Here is a 15,020-nt window from a genome sequence, read left to right as displayed (position 1 = left end):
TCGGCCGGCCCGCCGGGGCCTACGCCGGTGCCTCTGCCCGCGCCTGTGCCCAGGCGGTGCGGAAGGGGCGGAAGAAGTCGCGCAACTCCTGTGCGTAGAGCTCGGGCTCCTCGAAGGGCGCGAAGTGGCCGCCGCGCGGCGGTTCGGTCAGCCGCACGAGGTTCGTGGTGCGTTCCAGCCAGGCCCGGGGCGGGCGGACGAGGTCGCCGGGGAAGAGCGAGAACCCGGACGGCACCTCGACCCTGCGGGCGAGCTGCGCGGGTGCGATCGCGCCGTTCGCGCCGTACATCCGCATGGAGGAGGCGATGGTGCCGGTGAGCCAGTAGATCGTGACGTTGGTGAGGATCTCGTCCTTGGTGAAGCTGCGTTCGATGTCGCCGCCGCAGTCGCTCCACGCGCGGAGCTTCTCCACGATCCACGCGGCGAGCCCGGCCGGGGAGTCGGTGAGGCCGACGGCGGCGGTCTGCGGCTTGGTGCGGTGCACGGCCGCGTACGCGCCCTCCGCGGCGCCCCAGGCCGCGACGTCGTCCAGCAGGGCCCTCTCCTCGGGCGCGAGGTCGGCCGGGTCACCGGTGAAGACGGGTACGCCCGCGTCGGTGCGGTGGACGGCCACGACCCGGTCGGGGTGGTCGAGCGCGAGGTAGCGGCTGACGTGGCTGCCGATGTCGCCGCCCGCCGCGCCGAACCGCTCGTAGCCGAGGACGCTCATGAGTTCGGCCCACAGCCCGGCGACGGCGATGGAGTCCAGCGGCCGCCCGGTAGGGCGGTCGGAGTACCCGTAGCCCGGCATGTCGGGAACGACCACGTCGAACGCGTCGGCGGGGTCGGCGCCGTGCGCGCCGGGGTCGGTGAGCAGCGGGACGACCTTCGCGTACCGCCAGAACGAGTCGGGCCAGCCGTGGCTGAGGACCAGCGGCATGGCGACTCCGGCGGGACCGGCCGCCCGGACGTGCGCGAAGTGGATCCCCAGCCCGCCGAGCCGGACCCGGAAGCGCGGGAGCCGTCCGAGCGTCTCCTCCTGCGCAGGCCAGTCGAACCCGTCGGCCCAGTAGGCGACGAGCTCACGCAGGTACGCGAGGTCCGTCCCGAGGGACCACCCGGCGTCCTCGGGCGCGTCCGGCCAGCGGGTCGCGCGCAGCCGCGCCCGCAGGTCCTCCAGGGCGGCGGGACCGGTCCGCGCGGCGAACGGCACGGGGCGGAGCGGGGCTTCCGGCATGCCACGAACCCTACCGTCGGGCACCGCGCCCCGCCGTGCCCGACGCTCCGCCTCCCGGCCGGCGGGGACGCTCGGTCGCCGGCCGCGCGGCGAGGCGCCACCGGCCGAGCGGCACCCCGTCCCGTCGCTCCTGGCCCGGGTCAGGAGTGCCGGCCCGCGGGCGGGCCCCCGGCGGGAGCGACCACGGCGGGACCGCCGTCGCCGGACAGGACATCACCGGGCACGCCTGCTTCGGACAGCACATCACCGGGCACGCCCGCTTCCGGCAGGCTTGCTCCCGAGACGCCGGCTCCCGGGACGCCCGTTCCGGACACGGCCGTGCGTACCGGGGCCGCCTCTCGCAGAGCGTCGAGCACCGGGCGGATCAGCGGGTGTTCCTCGGCCCCGCGGCGGACGGCCGCGAAGACACGGCGGGTGGGGGCGACGCCGTCGACGGGGCGGACGACCACGTCGGCCAGGTCCACGCCGGCCAGGGCCGAGCGCGGCACCAGGGCCACGCCCGCGCCCGCCGAGGCGAGGGCGACGACGGCACGGAAGTCGTCGGAGGAGTGCTCGACACGCGGCTGGAACCCGGCGTGCTCGCAGGCCAGCACGACGACGTCGTGACACGGGTTGCCGGGGTACGGGCCGATCCACTCGTCCTCGGCGAGTCCCGACAGGGCCACCCGTGACTGGCCCGCGAGCCCGTGCGCGACCGGCAGCACCGCGTCGAAGGGCTCGGCGTACAGCGGGACATGCGTCAGGCGCGGGTCGCCGGCGCCGGGCGCGCCGCGGTACTCGACCGCGACCGCGATGTCGACCTGGCGGCCCAGCACCATCGGCAGGCTGGCGTCGCCCTCGGCATCGCGGACCTTCAGCCGGATGCCGGGCGCGGTCCGCGCGAGGCGGGCGAGGGCGGGGGCGAGAACCAGGCCGATGCCGGTGGCGAACGACGCGACCGTGACCGTGCCGGCCTCGCCCGTGCCGTAGGCGGCGAGTTCGGCCTCCGCGCGTTCCAGTTGGGCGAGCACCGCGTGCGTGTGGTCGAGCAGGATCTCGCCGGCCGCCGTGAGCCGCACCCCGCGCGCGCCGCGCTCGACCAGCCGGTGGCCGGTCTCCTGTTCCAGCGCGGTGAGCTGCTGGGAGACCGCGGAGGGGGTGAGGTAGAGCGCCGCGGCCGCGGCCGTCACGGTGCGGTGGTCGGCCACCGCACGCAGGATGTGCAGCCGCCGTGCGTCGATCATGCGGACGATTGTCCCAGACGGGTACGGCGGCCCGGTCGCCCGCCCCGCCGCCCGCCCCGCCGCCGGTCCCCCGCCGATCCCCCGCCGCCGTCAGTTCGCCAGGCGGGCCCGTGCGGCGACGAAGGCGTCCACCGCCCGGTTGACGTCGTCCGTGGAGTGGGCGGCCGACAGCTGGACGCGGATGCGGGCCTTGCCGTGCGGCACGACCGGGTACGAGAAGCCGATCACGTACACCCCCTGGTCGAGCAGCAGCTCCGCCATGCGGCCGGCCTCGGCGGCGTCGCCGATCATGACCGGCGCGATGGGGTGGTCGCCGGGCAGGACGTCGAAGCCCTCCGCGGCCATCCTTCGGCGGAACAGCGCGGTGTTCGCGGCGAGTTTCTCGCGCAGGTCGCCCGCGGACTCCAGCAGGTCGAGGACCTTCAGCGAGGCGGCGGCGATGACGGGAGCGAGCGTGTTGGAGAACAGGTACGGGCGCGAGCGCTGCCGCAGCAGGGCGACGATCTCGGCGCGGGCGGCCACGTAGCCGCCGGAGGCGCCGCCGAGGGCCTTGCCCAGGGTGCCGGTGACGATGTCGACGCGGTCCATGACGCCGTGCAGCTCCGGGGTGCCGCGGCCGGTGGGTCCGACGAAGCCGACCGCGTGCGAGTCGTCGACCATGACCATGGCGTCGTAGCGGTCGGCGAGGTCGCAGATCTCGCGCAGCGGCGCCACGTAGCCGTCCATGGAGAACACGCCGTCGGTTACGATCAGGCGGCGCCGGGCGTCCTGGCACTCCTTGAGCCTGGTCTCCAGCTCGGCCATGTCGCGGTTGGCGTAGCGCAGGCGGCGTGCCTTGGACAGGCGGATGCCGTCGATGATCGACGCGTGGTTGAGCGCGTCGGAGACGACCGCGTCCCGCTCGTCGAGCAGTGTCTCGAAGACCCCGCCGTTGGCGTCGAAGCAGGAGGAGTACAGGATCGTGTCCTCCTGACCGAGGAACGCCGACAGGCGGGACTCCAGTTCCTTGTGGACCTCCTGGGTGCCGCAGATGAAGCGCACCGACGCCATGCCGTAGCCCCAGCGCTCCAGGCCGGCGTGGGCGGCGGCGACCACCTCGGGGTGGTCGGCCAGGCCCAGGTAGTTGTTCGCACAGAAGTTGAGGACCTCGCCGGGGCGGCCGCCGGCGGTCACGGCCACCGTCGCGGACTGCGGGGTGCCGATCACGCGCTCGGGCTTGTACAGCCCGGCCGCGCGGATGTCCTCCAGGCCGGCCCGCAGGTCGTCGCGTACGGAGTCGAACATGTCGGTCCTGCCTTTCGAGGCGTGGGTCGCTCGCGCCAGTTGCTTGCGTGGGGTGCTTGCGTGGGTTCTTGCGTGGGTTCTTGCGGACGGGGCGGCGGTCAGGCGGTCCAGTCGAGGACGATCTTGCCGCCCTGGCCGCTCGCGGCGTCGTCGAAGGCGGCCTCGTAGTCGCGGAAGCCGTAGCGGCCCGTGATCACGGGCGCGAGGTCGAGGCCGCCCTCCAGCAGCACCGACATGGCGTACCAGGTCTCGAACATCTCGCGGCCGTAGATCCCCTTGATGGTGATCATCGATGTGACGATCCGTGCCCAGTCGACCGGGAACTCCTGGGTGGGCAGGCCGAGCATGGCGATCCGGCCGCCGTGCGTCATGTTGGCGACCATGTCGCGCAGTGCGTCGGGGTGGCCGGACATCTCCAGGCCGATGTCGAAGCCCTCGCGCAGGCCCAGTTCGCGCTGGCCGTCGGCGATCGTCGCGCCGGTCACGTTCAGTGCCAGGCTGACGCCGACCTTGCGGGCCAGTTCCAGCCGCTGCTCGCTGATGTCGGTGATCACGACGTTGCGGGCGCCGGCGTGGCGGGCCACCGCGGCGGCCATCAGGCCGATCGGGCCGGCGCCGGTGATCAGGACGTCCTCGCCGACCAGGGGGAAGGCCAGGGCTGTGTGCACGGCGTTGCCGAACGGGTCGAAGATGGCGGCCACGTCCAGGTCGACCGGCACCCGGTGCACCCACACGTTCGAGGCGGGCAGGGCCACGTACTCGGCGAAGGCACCGTCGCGGCCGACGCCGAGGCCGACCGTCGCGCGGCACAGGTGGCGGCGCCCGGCCAGGCAGTTGCGGCACTTGCCGCAGACCAGGTGGCCTTCGCCGCTGACCCGGTCGCCGGGCTTGATGTCGGTGACGTCCCGGCCGGTGTCGACGACCTCGCCGACGAACTCGTGCCCGACCACCAGGGGCGTCCGCACCGCCTGCCGCGCCCATCCGTCCCAGGCGCGTATGTGCAGGTCGGTGCCGCAGATGCCGGTGCGCAGCACTTTGATGAGTACGTCGCCGGGGCCGATGACCGGCTCGGGCACCTCGGCGAGCGCGAGTCCCGGCTCCGCCTTGTCCTTGACCAACGCCTGCAACGTCCCGGCTCCTGTCGTCCGCGCCACCGCGGCAGGGCGGGCCGAAGCGCGCCTCGCGGCGGTCACCCGGCCGCGGCCGGTACGTTCCCGGCTGCCGACGCCAGCAATCTGCCGCAGGATGCCGCCCCCGGTCCATCGAGCATTTCTTAAGCGGGGCCGCAGTTTTCCTTCAGACCCGGGCGGGAACGGGGAGGCGGACCGCCGGCGGGCGGACGGCGGAGCATCGGCGGGCGGACGGCGAACCGCCGGCGGGCGGGAAACCCGAAACAGGAAAGGGGAGGCGGCGTCAGCGGGTGCGGGACTGGTTGAAGCGCAGGAGGTTCCCGGCGGGGTCGCGGAAGGCGCAGTCGCGCACGCCGTACGGCTGGTCGATCGGCTCCTGGAGCACCTCGCCGCCCGCGGCGCGGATGCGCTCGAAGGTGGCGTCGCAGTCGTCGGTCCTGAAGATGACACCGCGCAGCATGCCCTTGGCGAGGAGCTCCGCCATGGCCTGCCGGTCGGCGGGCGAGGCGTTCGGGTCCGCGAGGGGCGGTTCGAGGACGATCTCCACGTCGGGCTGGGACGGCGAGCTCACCGTCACCCAGCGCATCCCCTCGAACTGCACGTCGTTGCGCACTTCCATGCCGAGCACGTCCCGGTAGAACGCGAGCGCCTTGTCGTGGTCGTCGACGGCGATGAAGCACTGCTGAAGCCTGATCTCCATGCCTGCCACGCTACGGGCGGGAAGCGGATTCCGCCCGGCCGTTGCGCGACGGACGGGTGTGGATCTTGGCGACGCAGGCCGGGATCGCGGCGCCCGCGTCATGGCGGCGGGCCCGGTAGGCGCTCGGGCTCTCACCGACCAGCTCGGTGAACCGGGAGCTGAAGGATCCCAGCGAGGTGCAGCCGACCGCGAAGCACACCTCGGTGACCGTCAGGTCGCCGCGCCGCAGCAGCGCCTTGGCCCGCTCGATCCGGCGGGTCATGAGGTAGCTGTAGGGCGTCTCCCCGAAGGCGGCGCGGAAGCTGCGGGAGAAGTGGCCCGACGACATCACGGCGACGCGCGCCAGCGCGGGGACGTCCAGCGGCTGGGCGTAGTCGCGGTCCATCAGGTCACGGGCCCGGCGCAGCCGGACGAGGTCCTCCAAAGTCACGCAACCACCATCCCACAGCGCCGGACCGGACGGGGCCCCTCACGCGGCGCGCCGAGCCCCCAGCGCTTCTTTGCGCCCCAAACACTACCCTTCGACAAGTGTTGCCTTCTGCAATACTTCGGCCATGGTGAATAACGCGAGCGGGGGCCGGGCCCCCACGGACGAGGAGATCCAGGCGTTCCAGCGCGCCGCACGGGACCTGGTCGGTGTGGCGCTGCACAGCTTGGACGCGGCAGGCGAAGGTGTCTCGCTCCCGCAGATGCGGGTGCTCCTGGCGTTGCGCGACCTGGGGCGCTGCCCGTCCTCCAAGGTCGCGCACACCCTCGGCATGGGCGCCTCCTCGGTCACCCGGCTGGCCGACCGGCTGGCCGCCTCGGGACATGTGACGCGCGGCGGCGACCCGCACCACCGCAGCGTGGTCACCCTGGAGCTGAGCGCGCGGGGAGCCGCGCTGGTGGAACGCGTCCTGGCCTGGCGGCGCGAGGAGTTCGGCCGCATCCTGTCGCGCATCGACCCCGTCTTGCGCGCGCAGGGCGTGCGGGCGCTCGCGCGGTTCCACGAGGTGGTCGGAGAGGCGTACGCGGCCGAACTGCCCGGGCCGGTGCCGCTGTGACCGGGAAGGCGGCGCACGGGGCCGCTCACCTGGGCGACTTCACCGTCCGCCCGCGCATGCTCAAGGTCACCCTGTGGTCGCTGCCGGTGGGCGGCGCGGGCGCCGTGGCCGCGCTGGCGCTGCTGCGGCTGATCGGGCTGGTCACCAACCTGGTGTTCTACCAGCGCTGGAACGCCTCGCTCACCGCTCCCGGCGGGGTCCACCACCCGTGGTGGCTGGTGCTCGGCGCGCCCGTCGCCGGCGGACTGGTGGTCGGGCTGATGGCCCGGTACGGCTCGGAGAAGATCCGCGGGCACGGCATGCCCGAGGCGATCGAGGCGATCCTGACCGGCGGCAGCAAGGTGTCCCCGAAGGTGGCGCTGCTCAAGCCGGTCTCGGCCGCGGTCAGCATAGGCACCGGCGGCCCGTTCGGCGCCGAGGGCCCGATCATCATGACCGGCGGCGCGATAGGTTCGATGCTCGCGCAGTTCCTGCGCCTGACCGCCGACGAACGCAAGACGCTGCTGGTGGCCGGCGCCGCCGCGGGCATGGCGGCGACGTTCGACTCCCCGCTGGCGGCGGTGCTGCTGGCGGTCGAGCTCCTGCTGTTCGAATGGCGGCCGCGCAGCTTCGTGCCCGTGGCCGCGTCCGTCGCGGTGGCCACCGTGTGCCGCGGGTTCCTGCTGGGCACGGCCCCCGTCTTCCCCGTCCCCGTCACCGGTCTGCACGTGGGCGCGGCGGCCGAGGCGCTGGCCACCGTCACCGGGCTGACCGGCGGGGCCCTCGCCGTCGGTGCGACCTGGCTGGTCTACCGCGCCGAGGACGGCTTCTCGAAGCTCCCGGTCCACTGGATGTGGTGGCCGGCCATCGGCGGGGCCGTGATCGGTCTGGGCGGCCTGGCCGAGCCCCGCGCCCTGGGCGTCGGCTACGACGTGATCGGCCAACTGCTCACCGGCCGCGCCACGCTCTCGCTGATCGTCGGCATCCTCGTGGTGAAGACGCTGATCTGGGCCCTGTCGCTCGGCTCGGGCACCTCCGGCGGCGTCCTCGCCCCGGTGTTCATGATCGGCGGCGCGCTCGGCGCCTGGGAGGGCATGCTCTTCCCCCGGGTCGTCCCCGGTTTCTGGGCGATGTGCGGGCTGGCGGCCGTCGTCGGCGGGGTGATGCGCTCCCCGCTCACCGGAGTGGTGTTCACCCTGGAACTCACCCACGCCTGGGGCGCGCTGCTGCCGCTGCTGATCTCCTCCACGGCCGCCTACGCGCTGTCCGCGCTGGTCCTCAGGCGCTCGGTGCTCACCGAGAAGATCGCCCGCCGCGGCCTGCACCTGACCCGCGAGTACTCCACCGACCCGCTGGAGACCTTCTTCGTGCACGAGGTCATGCGGCCCGCGCCGGTGACACTGGCCGCGGACGACGAGGTGGACGAGGAACTCCTGGCCCGGCTCGAACGCGACCCGGCCGGCCGCCGCCAGGCCCACTACCCGGTGATCGGCCGCGGCGGACCGGTCGGCGTCACCTCGCTGCGCAGGCTGCGCGAGCACACCGCCTCGGTCGTACGGCCGCTGCGCGCGGCGCACGCCGCCCGCCCGCTCGTGGCCGCCGTGCGTCCCCACCAGACGCTGCGCGAGGTCGCCTACCTGTTCGCCGAACACCGGCTCAGCAGTGCCCCGGTCCTGGACGACGAGCGGCGCGTGGTCGGCCTGATCACCCTGCCCGACCTGCTCCACGCGCGCCTGCACGACCTGACCGAGGAGCACCACCGCCAGCGCATCCTGCCGTCGCCCGACATCGTGACCGTCATCCCGGCGGTCGCGCGCCGCACCGGGAACCGCGTCCGGCGGTAGCCCGCGTCCCTCGTCGTCCGGCCGCGGGATTGCGCGGGCCGCCGGCGATCGTCGGCCGCGCCTTCCCCGACGCGGCCGCGCGGGCGAAGGCCATCGGCGTGTGGGCCGGGATCGGCGGTCCGGCCCTGCCCGCGGGGCCGCTGCTGGGGCGGGGCGCCGGCCGACGGCCTCGGCGGGCGGGCGGGCGGTCTTCCTGCTCAACGTGCCGATCGTGCTGCTCGCCCTGGCCTGGGCCGGGGCGGTCGTCCGGGAGAGCAGGTCGCCCCGGGACGCGGGCCGCGACCTGCCCGGCGTGCTGCCAGCGCTGACGTACGCGTTCATCCAGGGCGGGCGTTCGGGCGCGGGGTCGGCGCCGGTCGTCGCGGCCGCGGTCGCGGTCGCGGTCGTGGCCGTGGCGGCGCTCGCCGCGCTGGTTCCGGTCGAGCGGCGGCGCGGGGACCGGGCGATGCTGCCGCCGGCGCTGCTGCGGCGGCCGGCCTTCGACCGAGCGGTCCGGGCTCAGGGGCCGAGCCCAGGACGACGGTGTGGAAGCCGTGCACGAAGCGCGGCCGCCGGGCCGCCCCCGTCGCGTCCTACTTCTCCTCCGGCTCCCAGGCGCGGAGCAGGTCGAGCAGCCCCGCGTCTCCGTCAACGCGCAGGGAGTCGGCCGGAATACGGTCGTACAGGTAGAGGACCAACTCACCGGCCGTGCCATGGACGGAGGCGCCGGCCGCGTCCGAGTCCTGTCCGGTCGCGGCAGTGGGCGCGGGGATGCGGGCGGAGCGTGCGCCGTCGCCGTCGACCGTGAGGCGCCAGGAGCGGCCCTCGACGGCGTGGAAGTCGAAGGCCGTGGGCTTGTGCGGCCAGGCACTCGGCGTTCCGCAGACGGTGAACAGGAACTCCTCCACACCGTCGAGTGCCACCTCGACCGGCAGCGGCTGCGGGGCACCCCCCGTGAGCTGGGCGTCGTACGCGTGCACCGCGCTCTCCTGGGCCCGGTGCCGGGCGACACCGCCGGAGGTCCGCGGTGACTGCGACGCGGGCCACCACGTCCAGCAACCGCTCTCCGGTCCTGCCTCGCGCAAGGCGCTGAGCAGAAGCTGCGTCGACGCGGCCAGCCAGGGCAGCAAAGCCTCACGCTCGCGCGGCACTTCCAGAGCGGCGCGGGCGGCGCCGGCCTCGGCCGCAGGAGCGTCGGCGGGTCCCGCGGCGACGATGGCGGCCCAGAAACGGTCTCCCCCACCCAGGTGCTTCACCAGATCGAACAGCGTCCAGTCGGGGCAGGTCGGCACCTGTGCGTCGAGACTGGGCGCGGCGGCGACCGCGGCACGGAACGCGGCCGACCGTTCATCGATCAGTCGTAGCAGGTCGGGGAACTCGAGATTCTTTTCCACGCCGGGTGTCTATCACCGTGCTCCGGTGACCGGACAGCGATTTACACGGTCGCCGGTCGGCCGGGGGTCGCGGCCGGGGGGCTGGGTCCGCGGGCGGCCCTGGCGGTGACCGCCGCCGGCCTGCCGACCGGCGCCGCGCTGTTCCTGTTCTCCCGGGCGGTACGGCGGGCCGAGGTCGCGCCCGCGCCGCCGGCCGGACCGCGCCCGCCCGCCGTGGCGGTCCCCGCGGCGGCGGCCGACGGCCGCGCGTGACCCGGCGGGGCGCCGCCCCGCCCGCACGGACGGCGCCCGCACCCGTACCGTTGCCCGCGACGGGCGACGTGTTCCTTGGAGGTATCCCTCGTGTACGTGAAGATCTGCGGCCTGCGCACGCCCGCCGACGTGGCGGCCGCGGTGGAGGCGGGCGCCGACGCGGTGGGGTTCGTGCTCACCGCCAGCCCCCGCCGGGTCGCCCCGGAGCAGGTGCGCGGCCTTGTCGCGCTCGTGCCCGAGGGCGTGCTGACCGTTGCCGTCTTCCGTGACGAGCCGCTGGACCTCGTGCTGCGGCAGGTCCGGGCGGCGGGGGTGGCGGCGGTGCAGTTGCACGGCGACCACGCGCCGCGGGCGTTCGCCGAACTGCGGGAGGCAGCGGCCGGCGACGGCGGGCTGGTCCTGGTACGGGCCACCTCCGCCGCGTCCGCCGCCGCCTCCGCCTCCGCCTCCGCGTTCTCCGCCGCCTCCGCCTCCGCTGCCGATGCTGCCGCTTCTGACGCTGCCTCCGCCGCCGCCGTGTCCGTCACCGCGCCCGGCGGCTCCATCTCCTGCGGGAGCCACGGCGAGGACCTGCTGATCCTCGACTCGCCCGAGCCGGGGTCGGGCGCGAGCTGGGACTGGTCGGCGCTGCGGGAGGCGCCGCCGGCCGGCCGCTGGATGCTGGCCGGCGGGCTCACGCCGCACAACGTGGCCCACGCGATCGCGGCGGCCCGGCCGTGGGGAGTGGACGTCTCCAGCGGCGTCGAGGCGGAGCGCGGGGTGAAGGACCACCGGCTGATCGCCGACTTCGTCGCCCGCGCCAAGGGGCGTACCGGCCCCGCCCGCGCGCACTGACCTCGGCGCCGGCCCGGCATTTCGGGGGCAGGCGATTTCCCCGGCCACCGGCCGGGTCACCGCGCCCGGCACCGGCAATACCGGTGCGCCGCTCCGGCGGCAGAAGAGGAACTCCGGCGGCAACTTCGCGGGCGACACAATCGTGTCCGGCCGAATTCCCGCGGGCGCGGGAAATGCGGCGGGCCCGGGCCGCTGGCCGAAGCGGGGCTCACCGCACCCGTCGTGGACACCCCGATCGGCGACTGGTCGCGTACGGTCGCCGAGGACTTCGACGCCGAACTCGCCGTCCTGGCCGGCTCGGCCGCCGCCGCGCACGCCCTGGGCGCGCGGGGGCTGCGGGTGATGTCCTACCCGGGCGACGGCCGGCCGGAGCGGGCCTGGGCCGCGGGGTCGCTGCGCCGGCTGACGGAGCTGACCCGCGAGGCCGAACGGCTCGGACGACCGGGGCATGACACTGTCCCCGTGGTCCTCGCGCTGTGTGCGGGCGGGCGAGGTGCACGGACTGGTCAGCACCACCGAGCGTCCGTCCGTGCCCGGGCAGCGGATCGACGCCGTCGGCTTCCTCGGCTTCGTGAGCTTCCAGGCCGCCGCGGTCGTCGAGCGCGGCGACGAGGTGTGGTTCGGCGGCAAGCTGCTCGGCGTGGTGGCCGGATTCGACGAGTGCCACGCCCCGAACCACTACAACATCCTCATCGAGACGCAGCGGCTGGTCACGGCCGAGACCGCGGACCTGCGGATCGGGGACCACGTCGTGTTCAGGGAGCCGGTGAGATGACGGACAGGCCCGAGCCCCGGCCGCGGCCCGTCCCCGTGGCAGGGTCGGCGGCCCTGCCGGGGGTGGAGGTGCCGACCGTCACCGTCGAGGTCGGCGCCGGCCGGCGCAGGCCGCCGACCGGCTCTGGCTCGTTCAGCACGAGCTGTGGCACGGCCGGAGCCGGGCACAGATCCGTGACCATCCGCGGGTGGCCGCGTACCGCGCCTTCTCCAAGGAGATCGGCGTGGACCCCGACCGCTTCCCGCCGTCGGTCCAGGCGCTGATCGACCGGGGGCTGCTCAAACAAGCCAGCCGGCGCCTGGCCGCACGTCAACCCGGTGGTGGACGCGGTCAACGCCGTCGCCGTCGCCGACCTGGCGGCGCTCGGCGTGTTCGACGCGGACCGGGTGACCGGGCAGGTGCGGCTGACCTCCAGCCAGGGAGGCGAGGAATTCCTCGCCCTGGGGGCGGACGAGTCCGTGCGGCTGGATCCCGGCAGGCTCGTCCTGGCCGACGACGTGCGGGTCCTGTCGCTCCTCGACCACCGCGACGGCGTGCACCAGCGGGTCACCCACGACACGAGCGGGTGATCCTGCTGGGGTGCGTCGTCCTCGGCATCGACGCGGCCTCCGTGGCCCGGGCTCCGGCCCGCGCCGCCGCTCTCCTCACCGACCCGGCGCCACTTCCCTGACCCCGCGGCGGCGGCTCATGCCGCCGCGGGGTCGCGTGCCGGAGGAACACGAGAGCGGCGGCGCAGGGTCCCCGGGGAGACCCGGTCGTCCGTACCGACGGACGACGAGCGCCCGGCCCCCGGGGATCGCCGTCATGCCCCCGGGGCGCCGTCGCCGTCCGGTGGAACGGGTGAGGGAAGGCGGGCGAGCGGGACGGCGGCGGTCGTCCCGTACGCGACAGGCGATCCGTGACGAGGTGCGCCACCGCCCCTGTCCGGCCGGTGCGGCCGGGGCTCCGGCGCGGCGCCCGATCCGGCAGTCGGGAAGCTGAACGGCGCGAGGATCGAGACAAGCAGACTGCCCCGACCCGCGTCAACGACCGTGTTGACGGGCGATCACCGACAGCATGCCCGCGAGGGCACGGAAGCGATTCACCTGACACCATTGACGCCGAGGGTTGACAGGGGCCGAACGGTGGTGCAGCCTGCGGCAGTCGGAACCGAGCCGCCCGCAACCGCAGACCGGCATCTGCGCGTTCGGGCTGCCTGCGCTCATCACCCTCGCACCACCCTTGCTCGTCACCCCCCCACACCCGCAAGGAGACTGCGTGAACGCCCCAATCTCGCAGCTGTTGAAGCGCTTCGAAAAACAGGCCCCGACCGTGGCCCGCGTACGCCGTTGAGGCGCGCGCCGGCGCGGTGAGCCGGGCGGCGCCACGCCCGCTTCCGGACGGCGGCGCCCCGGCGGCCCGGCTCGCGGCACCCAGCCCCGAACACCCCTGCCACGCGTCCGTCGCCGGGTGCGAGCGCGCGCAGTCCCGGTCCCGGCACCCCTGCCCCGGCTCGGGTCCGTCACCGCTGCCGTACGCACGCGCCCGCCGATCGGCGGGCGCCGGTACGGACGCGCCGCCGCCCGCGACCCGCGACCCGTCGCCCGACCCAGTTCCCCGGGAGTCAGCCGTACGGCGGACTCCCGCACACCCACATGACAGCTCCCGGAAGGGCCCCATGCGCAGATCAGCTCACTTCCTTCGGCATCGTCCGCTCGCCTGCGCCGCGGCGGTGCTCCTCGCCGTCGTCGGCGCGAGCACGGCCGCCATGTCGGGCGCCTCGGCCGCGACCAGCGCGAGCGTCTCGGTCGACGCAGGCCAGAAGCTGGCGACGATCCCGGCCACAGGCGTCGGCACGAACGTCGCCGTGTACGACGGGAACATGAACGGCTCGGCCATGCCCGGTCTGATCAGCACCGCCGGGTTCGGCTCGGTCCGCTACCCCGGGGGTTCGTACTCCGACATCTACCACTGGCAGACCAACACCACCGAGGGCGGCTACGTCGCGCCCAACACCGACTTCGACACCTACATGGCCACGGTGAAGGCCGCGCACGCGCAGCCGATCATCACCGCCAACTACGGCACCGGCACGGCGCAGGAAGCCGCGGACTGGGTCAAGTACGCCAACGTGACCAAGGGCTACGGCGTCAAGTACTGGGAGGTCGGCAACGAGGTCTACGGCAACGGCGAGTACGGCTCCTCCTGGGAGACCGACCACCACTCCAGCCACAGCGCCACGACCTACGCCAACAACCTGGTGCAGTACATCTCGGCGATGAAGGCCGTCGACCCCACCATCAAGGTCGGCGCCGTTCTGACCACCCCGGGCAACTGGCCCGACGGCCTCACCGGGTCCGGTGACACGGCCGACTGGAACCACACCGTGCTGTCCATCGCCGGCTCGAAGATCGACTTCGTGATCGTGCACCACTACCCGAACAACAACGGCGAAGCCGACATGCTGGGCAAGCCGCAGGCCGAGATCCCCGGCATGGCGAACACGCTGCACTCGCTGATCAAGCAGTACGCCGGCAGCAACGCGGCGAACGTGGGCATCGCGGTCACCGAGGCCAACGGCAACTCCTACTACGACACCGCGCCCAGCGGCCTGTTCGCGCCGGACGAGTACCTGACCTGGATGGAGAACGGCGCGTTCTCCATCAACTGGTGGGCCCTGCACAACGGCACCGACTGCAGCAAGGTCACCACGGTCGACGGCGCCAGCGACTACAACGACTACGGCGTCCTGTCCAGCGGGGCCTCCTGCGAACCGGCGCTCAACACGCCCTTCGCCCCGTACTACGGCACCGAGATGGTCAGCAAGCTCGGCGCCGCCGGTGACAGCCTGGTCAAGGCGAGCAGCTCCACCTCCCTGCTCAGCGCGCACGCGGTCAAGAAGGCCAACGGCGACGTCGACGTCATGCTCATCAACAAGGATCCCAACAACGCGGCCACCGTCTCGCTGAACTACAGCAACTTCACCCCGTCCTCCGCCGCCCCGACCGTCTACACCTACGCCAAGAACGCCACCTCGATCACCTCGGCCACGACCGGCAGCTCGACCAGCCAGACCGTGCCGGCCTACTCCGTCGTGGTCGTGCAACTGCACGCGGGCAGCGGGACGACAACCGGCGGGACCACCACGGGCGGAACGACCACGGGTGGCACCACAACCGGCGGCACCACCACGGGCGGGACCACCACCGGCGGAACCACCACCGGCGGAACGACCACAGGCGGCACCACGACCGGCGGTACGACGACAGGCGGGACCACGACCGGCGGGACGACCGGCGGGACCGGCTCGGGCGCCTGCAAGGTCACGTACACCAAGAACGAGTGGCAGGGCGGCCTCACCGCCGACATCACCGTCACCAACACGGGC

Annotated in this window: 11 protein-coding genes and 3 pseudogenes; 7 read left to right on the top strand and 7 right to left on the bottom strand. The window is 74.0% G+C overall.

Annotation, left to right across the window (positions count from 1 at the left end; genetic code table 11):
* Positions 1 to 19: 19 nt before the first annotated feature.
* The 6 genes and pseudogenes from K7G61_RS15680 to K7G61_RS15655 form a co-directional block, all read right to left on the bottom strand.
* The gene (locus K7G61_RS15680; protein ID WP_225847447.1) at positions 20 to 1,216 is read right to left on the bottom strand and encodes an epoxide hydrolase family protein; all 1,197 of its coding nucleotides are present in this window, start codon (positions 1,214 to 1,216) and stop codon (positions 20 to 22) included.
* 329 nt (positions 1,217 to 1,545) lie between these two features.
* Positions 1,546 to 2,439: pseudogene (locus K7G61_RS15675) on the bottom strand (LysR family transcriptional regulator); the annotation flags it as partial.
* 90 nt (positions 2,440 to 2,529) lie between these two features.
* Entirely contained in the window at positions 2,530 to 3,723 is a 1,194-nt protein-coding gene (locus K7G61_RS15670; RefSeq protein WP_225847446.1) for a glycine C-acetyltransferase, read from the bottom strand.
* 98 nt (positions 3,724 to 3,821) lie between these two features.
* Positions 3,822 to 4,850, bottom strand: a complete 1,029-nt coding sequence (gene tdh / locus K7G61_RS15665; protein ID WP_225847445.1) for an L-threonine 3-dehydrogenase — start codon at positions 4,848 to 4,850, stop codon at positions 3,822 to 3,824.
* 286 nt (positions 4,851 to 5,136) lie between these two features.
* Complete coding sequence (locus K7G61_RS15660) at positions 5,137 to 5,553, bottom strand: VOC family protein (RefSeq protein WP_225847444.1); 417 nt, start codon at positions 5,551 to 5,553, stop codon at positions 5,137 to 5,139.
* Between the two features lie 10 nt (positions 5,554 to 5,563).
* Positions 5,564 to 5,983, bottom strand: coding sequence for a helix-turn-helix domain-containing protein (locus K7G61_RS15655; protein ID WP_225847443.1), 420 nt, complete (start codon positions 5,981 to 5,983; stop codon positions 5,564 to 5,566).
* Positions 5,984 to 6,107: 124 nt separating this feature from the next.
* Between K7G61_RS15655 and K7G61_RS15650 the strand changes: the two genes are divergently transcribed.
* The gene (locus K7G61_RS15650) at positions 6,108 to 6,596 is read left to right on the top strand and encodes a MarR family winged helix-turn-helix transcriptional regulator (RefSeq protein ID WP_225847442.1); all 489 of its coding nucleotides are present in this window, start codon (positions 6,108 to 6,110) and stop codon (positions 6,594 to 6,596) included.
* Positions 6,593 to 8,419: a chloride channel protein gene (locus K7G61_RS15645; protein ID WP_374204141.1), complete on the top strand. Its 1,827-nt coding sequence runs from the start codon at positions 6,593 to 6,595 to the stop codon at positions 8,417 to 8,419. The genes K7G61_RS15650 and K7G61_RS15645 overlap by 4 nt, the downstream gene beginning before the upstream one ends.
* A gap of 572 nt (positions 8,420 to 8,991) precedes the next feature.
* Here K7G61_RS15645 and K7G61_RS15640 read toward each other — a convergent pair.
* Positions 8,992 to 9,792 carry a maleylpyruvate isomerase family mycothiol-dependent enzyme gene (locus K7G61_RS15640; protein WP_225847441.1) on the bottom strand — a complete coding sequence of 267 codons (801 nt, stop codon included), beginning with the start codon at positions 9,790 to 9,792 and terminating at the stop codon, positions 8,992 to 8,994.
* Between the two features lie 105 nt (positions 9,793 to 9,897).
* On the opposite strand from K7G61_RS15640, the gene K7G61_RS15635 reads away from it, so the two are divergent.
* The 5 genes and pseudogenes from K7G61_RS15635 to K7G61_RS15615 form a co-directional block, all read left to right on the top strand.
* Positions 9,898 to 10,044 (top strand): hypothetical protein, encoded by a 147-nt coding sequence (locus K7G61_RS15635; protein WP_225847440.1) that lies wholly within the window; start codon positions 9,898 to 9,900, stop codon positions 10,042 to 10,044.
* A gap of 90 nt (positions 10,045 to 10,134) precedes the next feature.
* The gene (locus K7G61_RS15630) at positions 10,135 to 10,878 is read left to right on the top strand and encodes a phosphoribosylanthranilate isomerase (protein ID WP_225847439.1); all 744 of its coding nucleotides are present in this window, start codon (positions 10,135 to 10,137) and stop codon (positions 10,876 to 10,878) included.
* A 445-nt stretch (positions 10,879 to 11,323) separates the two neighbouring features.
* Positions 11,324 to 11,653, top strand: a pseudogene (locus K7G61_RS15625) (hypothetical protein); the annotation flags it as partial.
* A gap of 305 nt (positions 11,654 to 11,958) precedes the next feature.
* Positions 11,959 to 12,222: pseudogene (locus K7G61_RS15620) on the top strand (B3/4 domain-containing protein); the annotation flags it as partial.
* A gap of 1,088 nt (positions 12,223 to 13,310) precedes the next feature.
* Positions 13,311 to 15,020 (top strand): alpha-L-arabinofuranosidase (locus K7G61_RS15615; RefSeq protein WP_225847436.1); only part of this gene is annotated, 1,710 nt, incomplete at its 3' end.

This window comes from Streptomyces sp. HPF1205 (assembly GCF_020400825.1).
In the GTDB taxonomy this organism is placed as follows: domain Bacteria; phylum Actinomycetota; class Actinomycetes; order Streptomycetales; family Streptomycetaceae; genus Actinacidiphila.
This window is presented reverse-complemented; position numbering and strand designations above follow the sequence as displayed.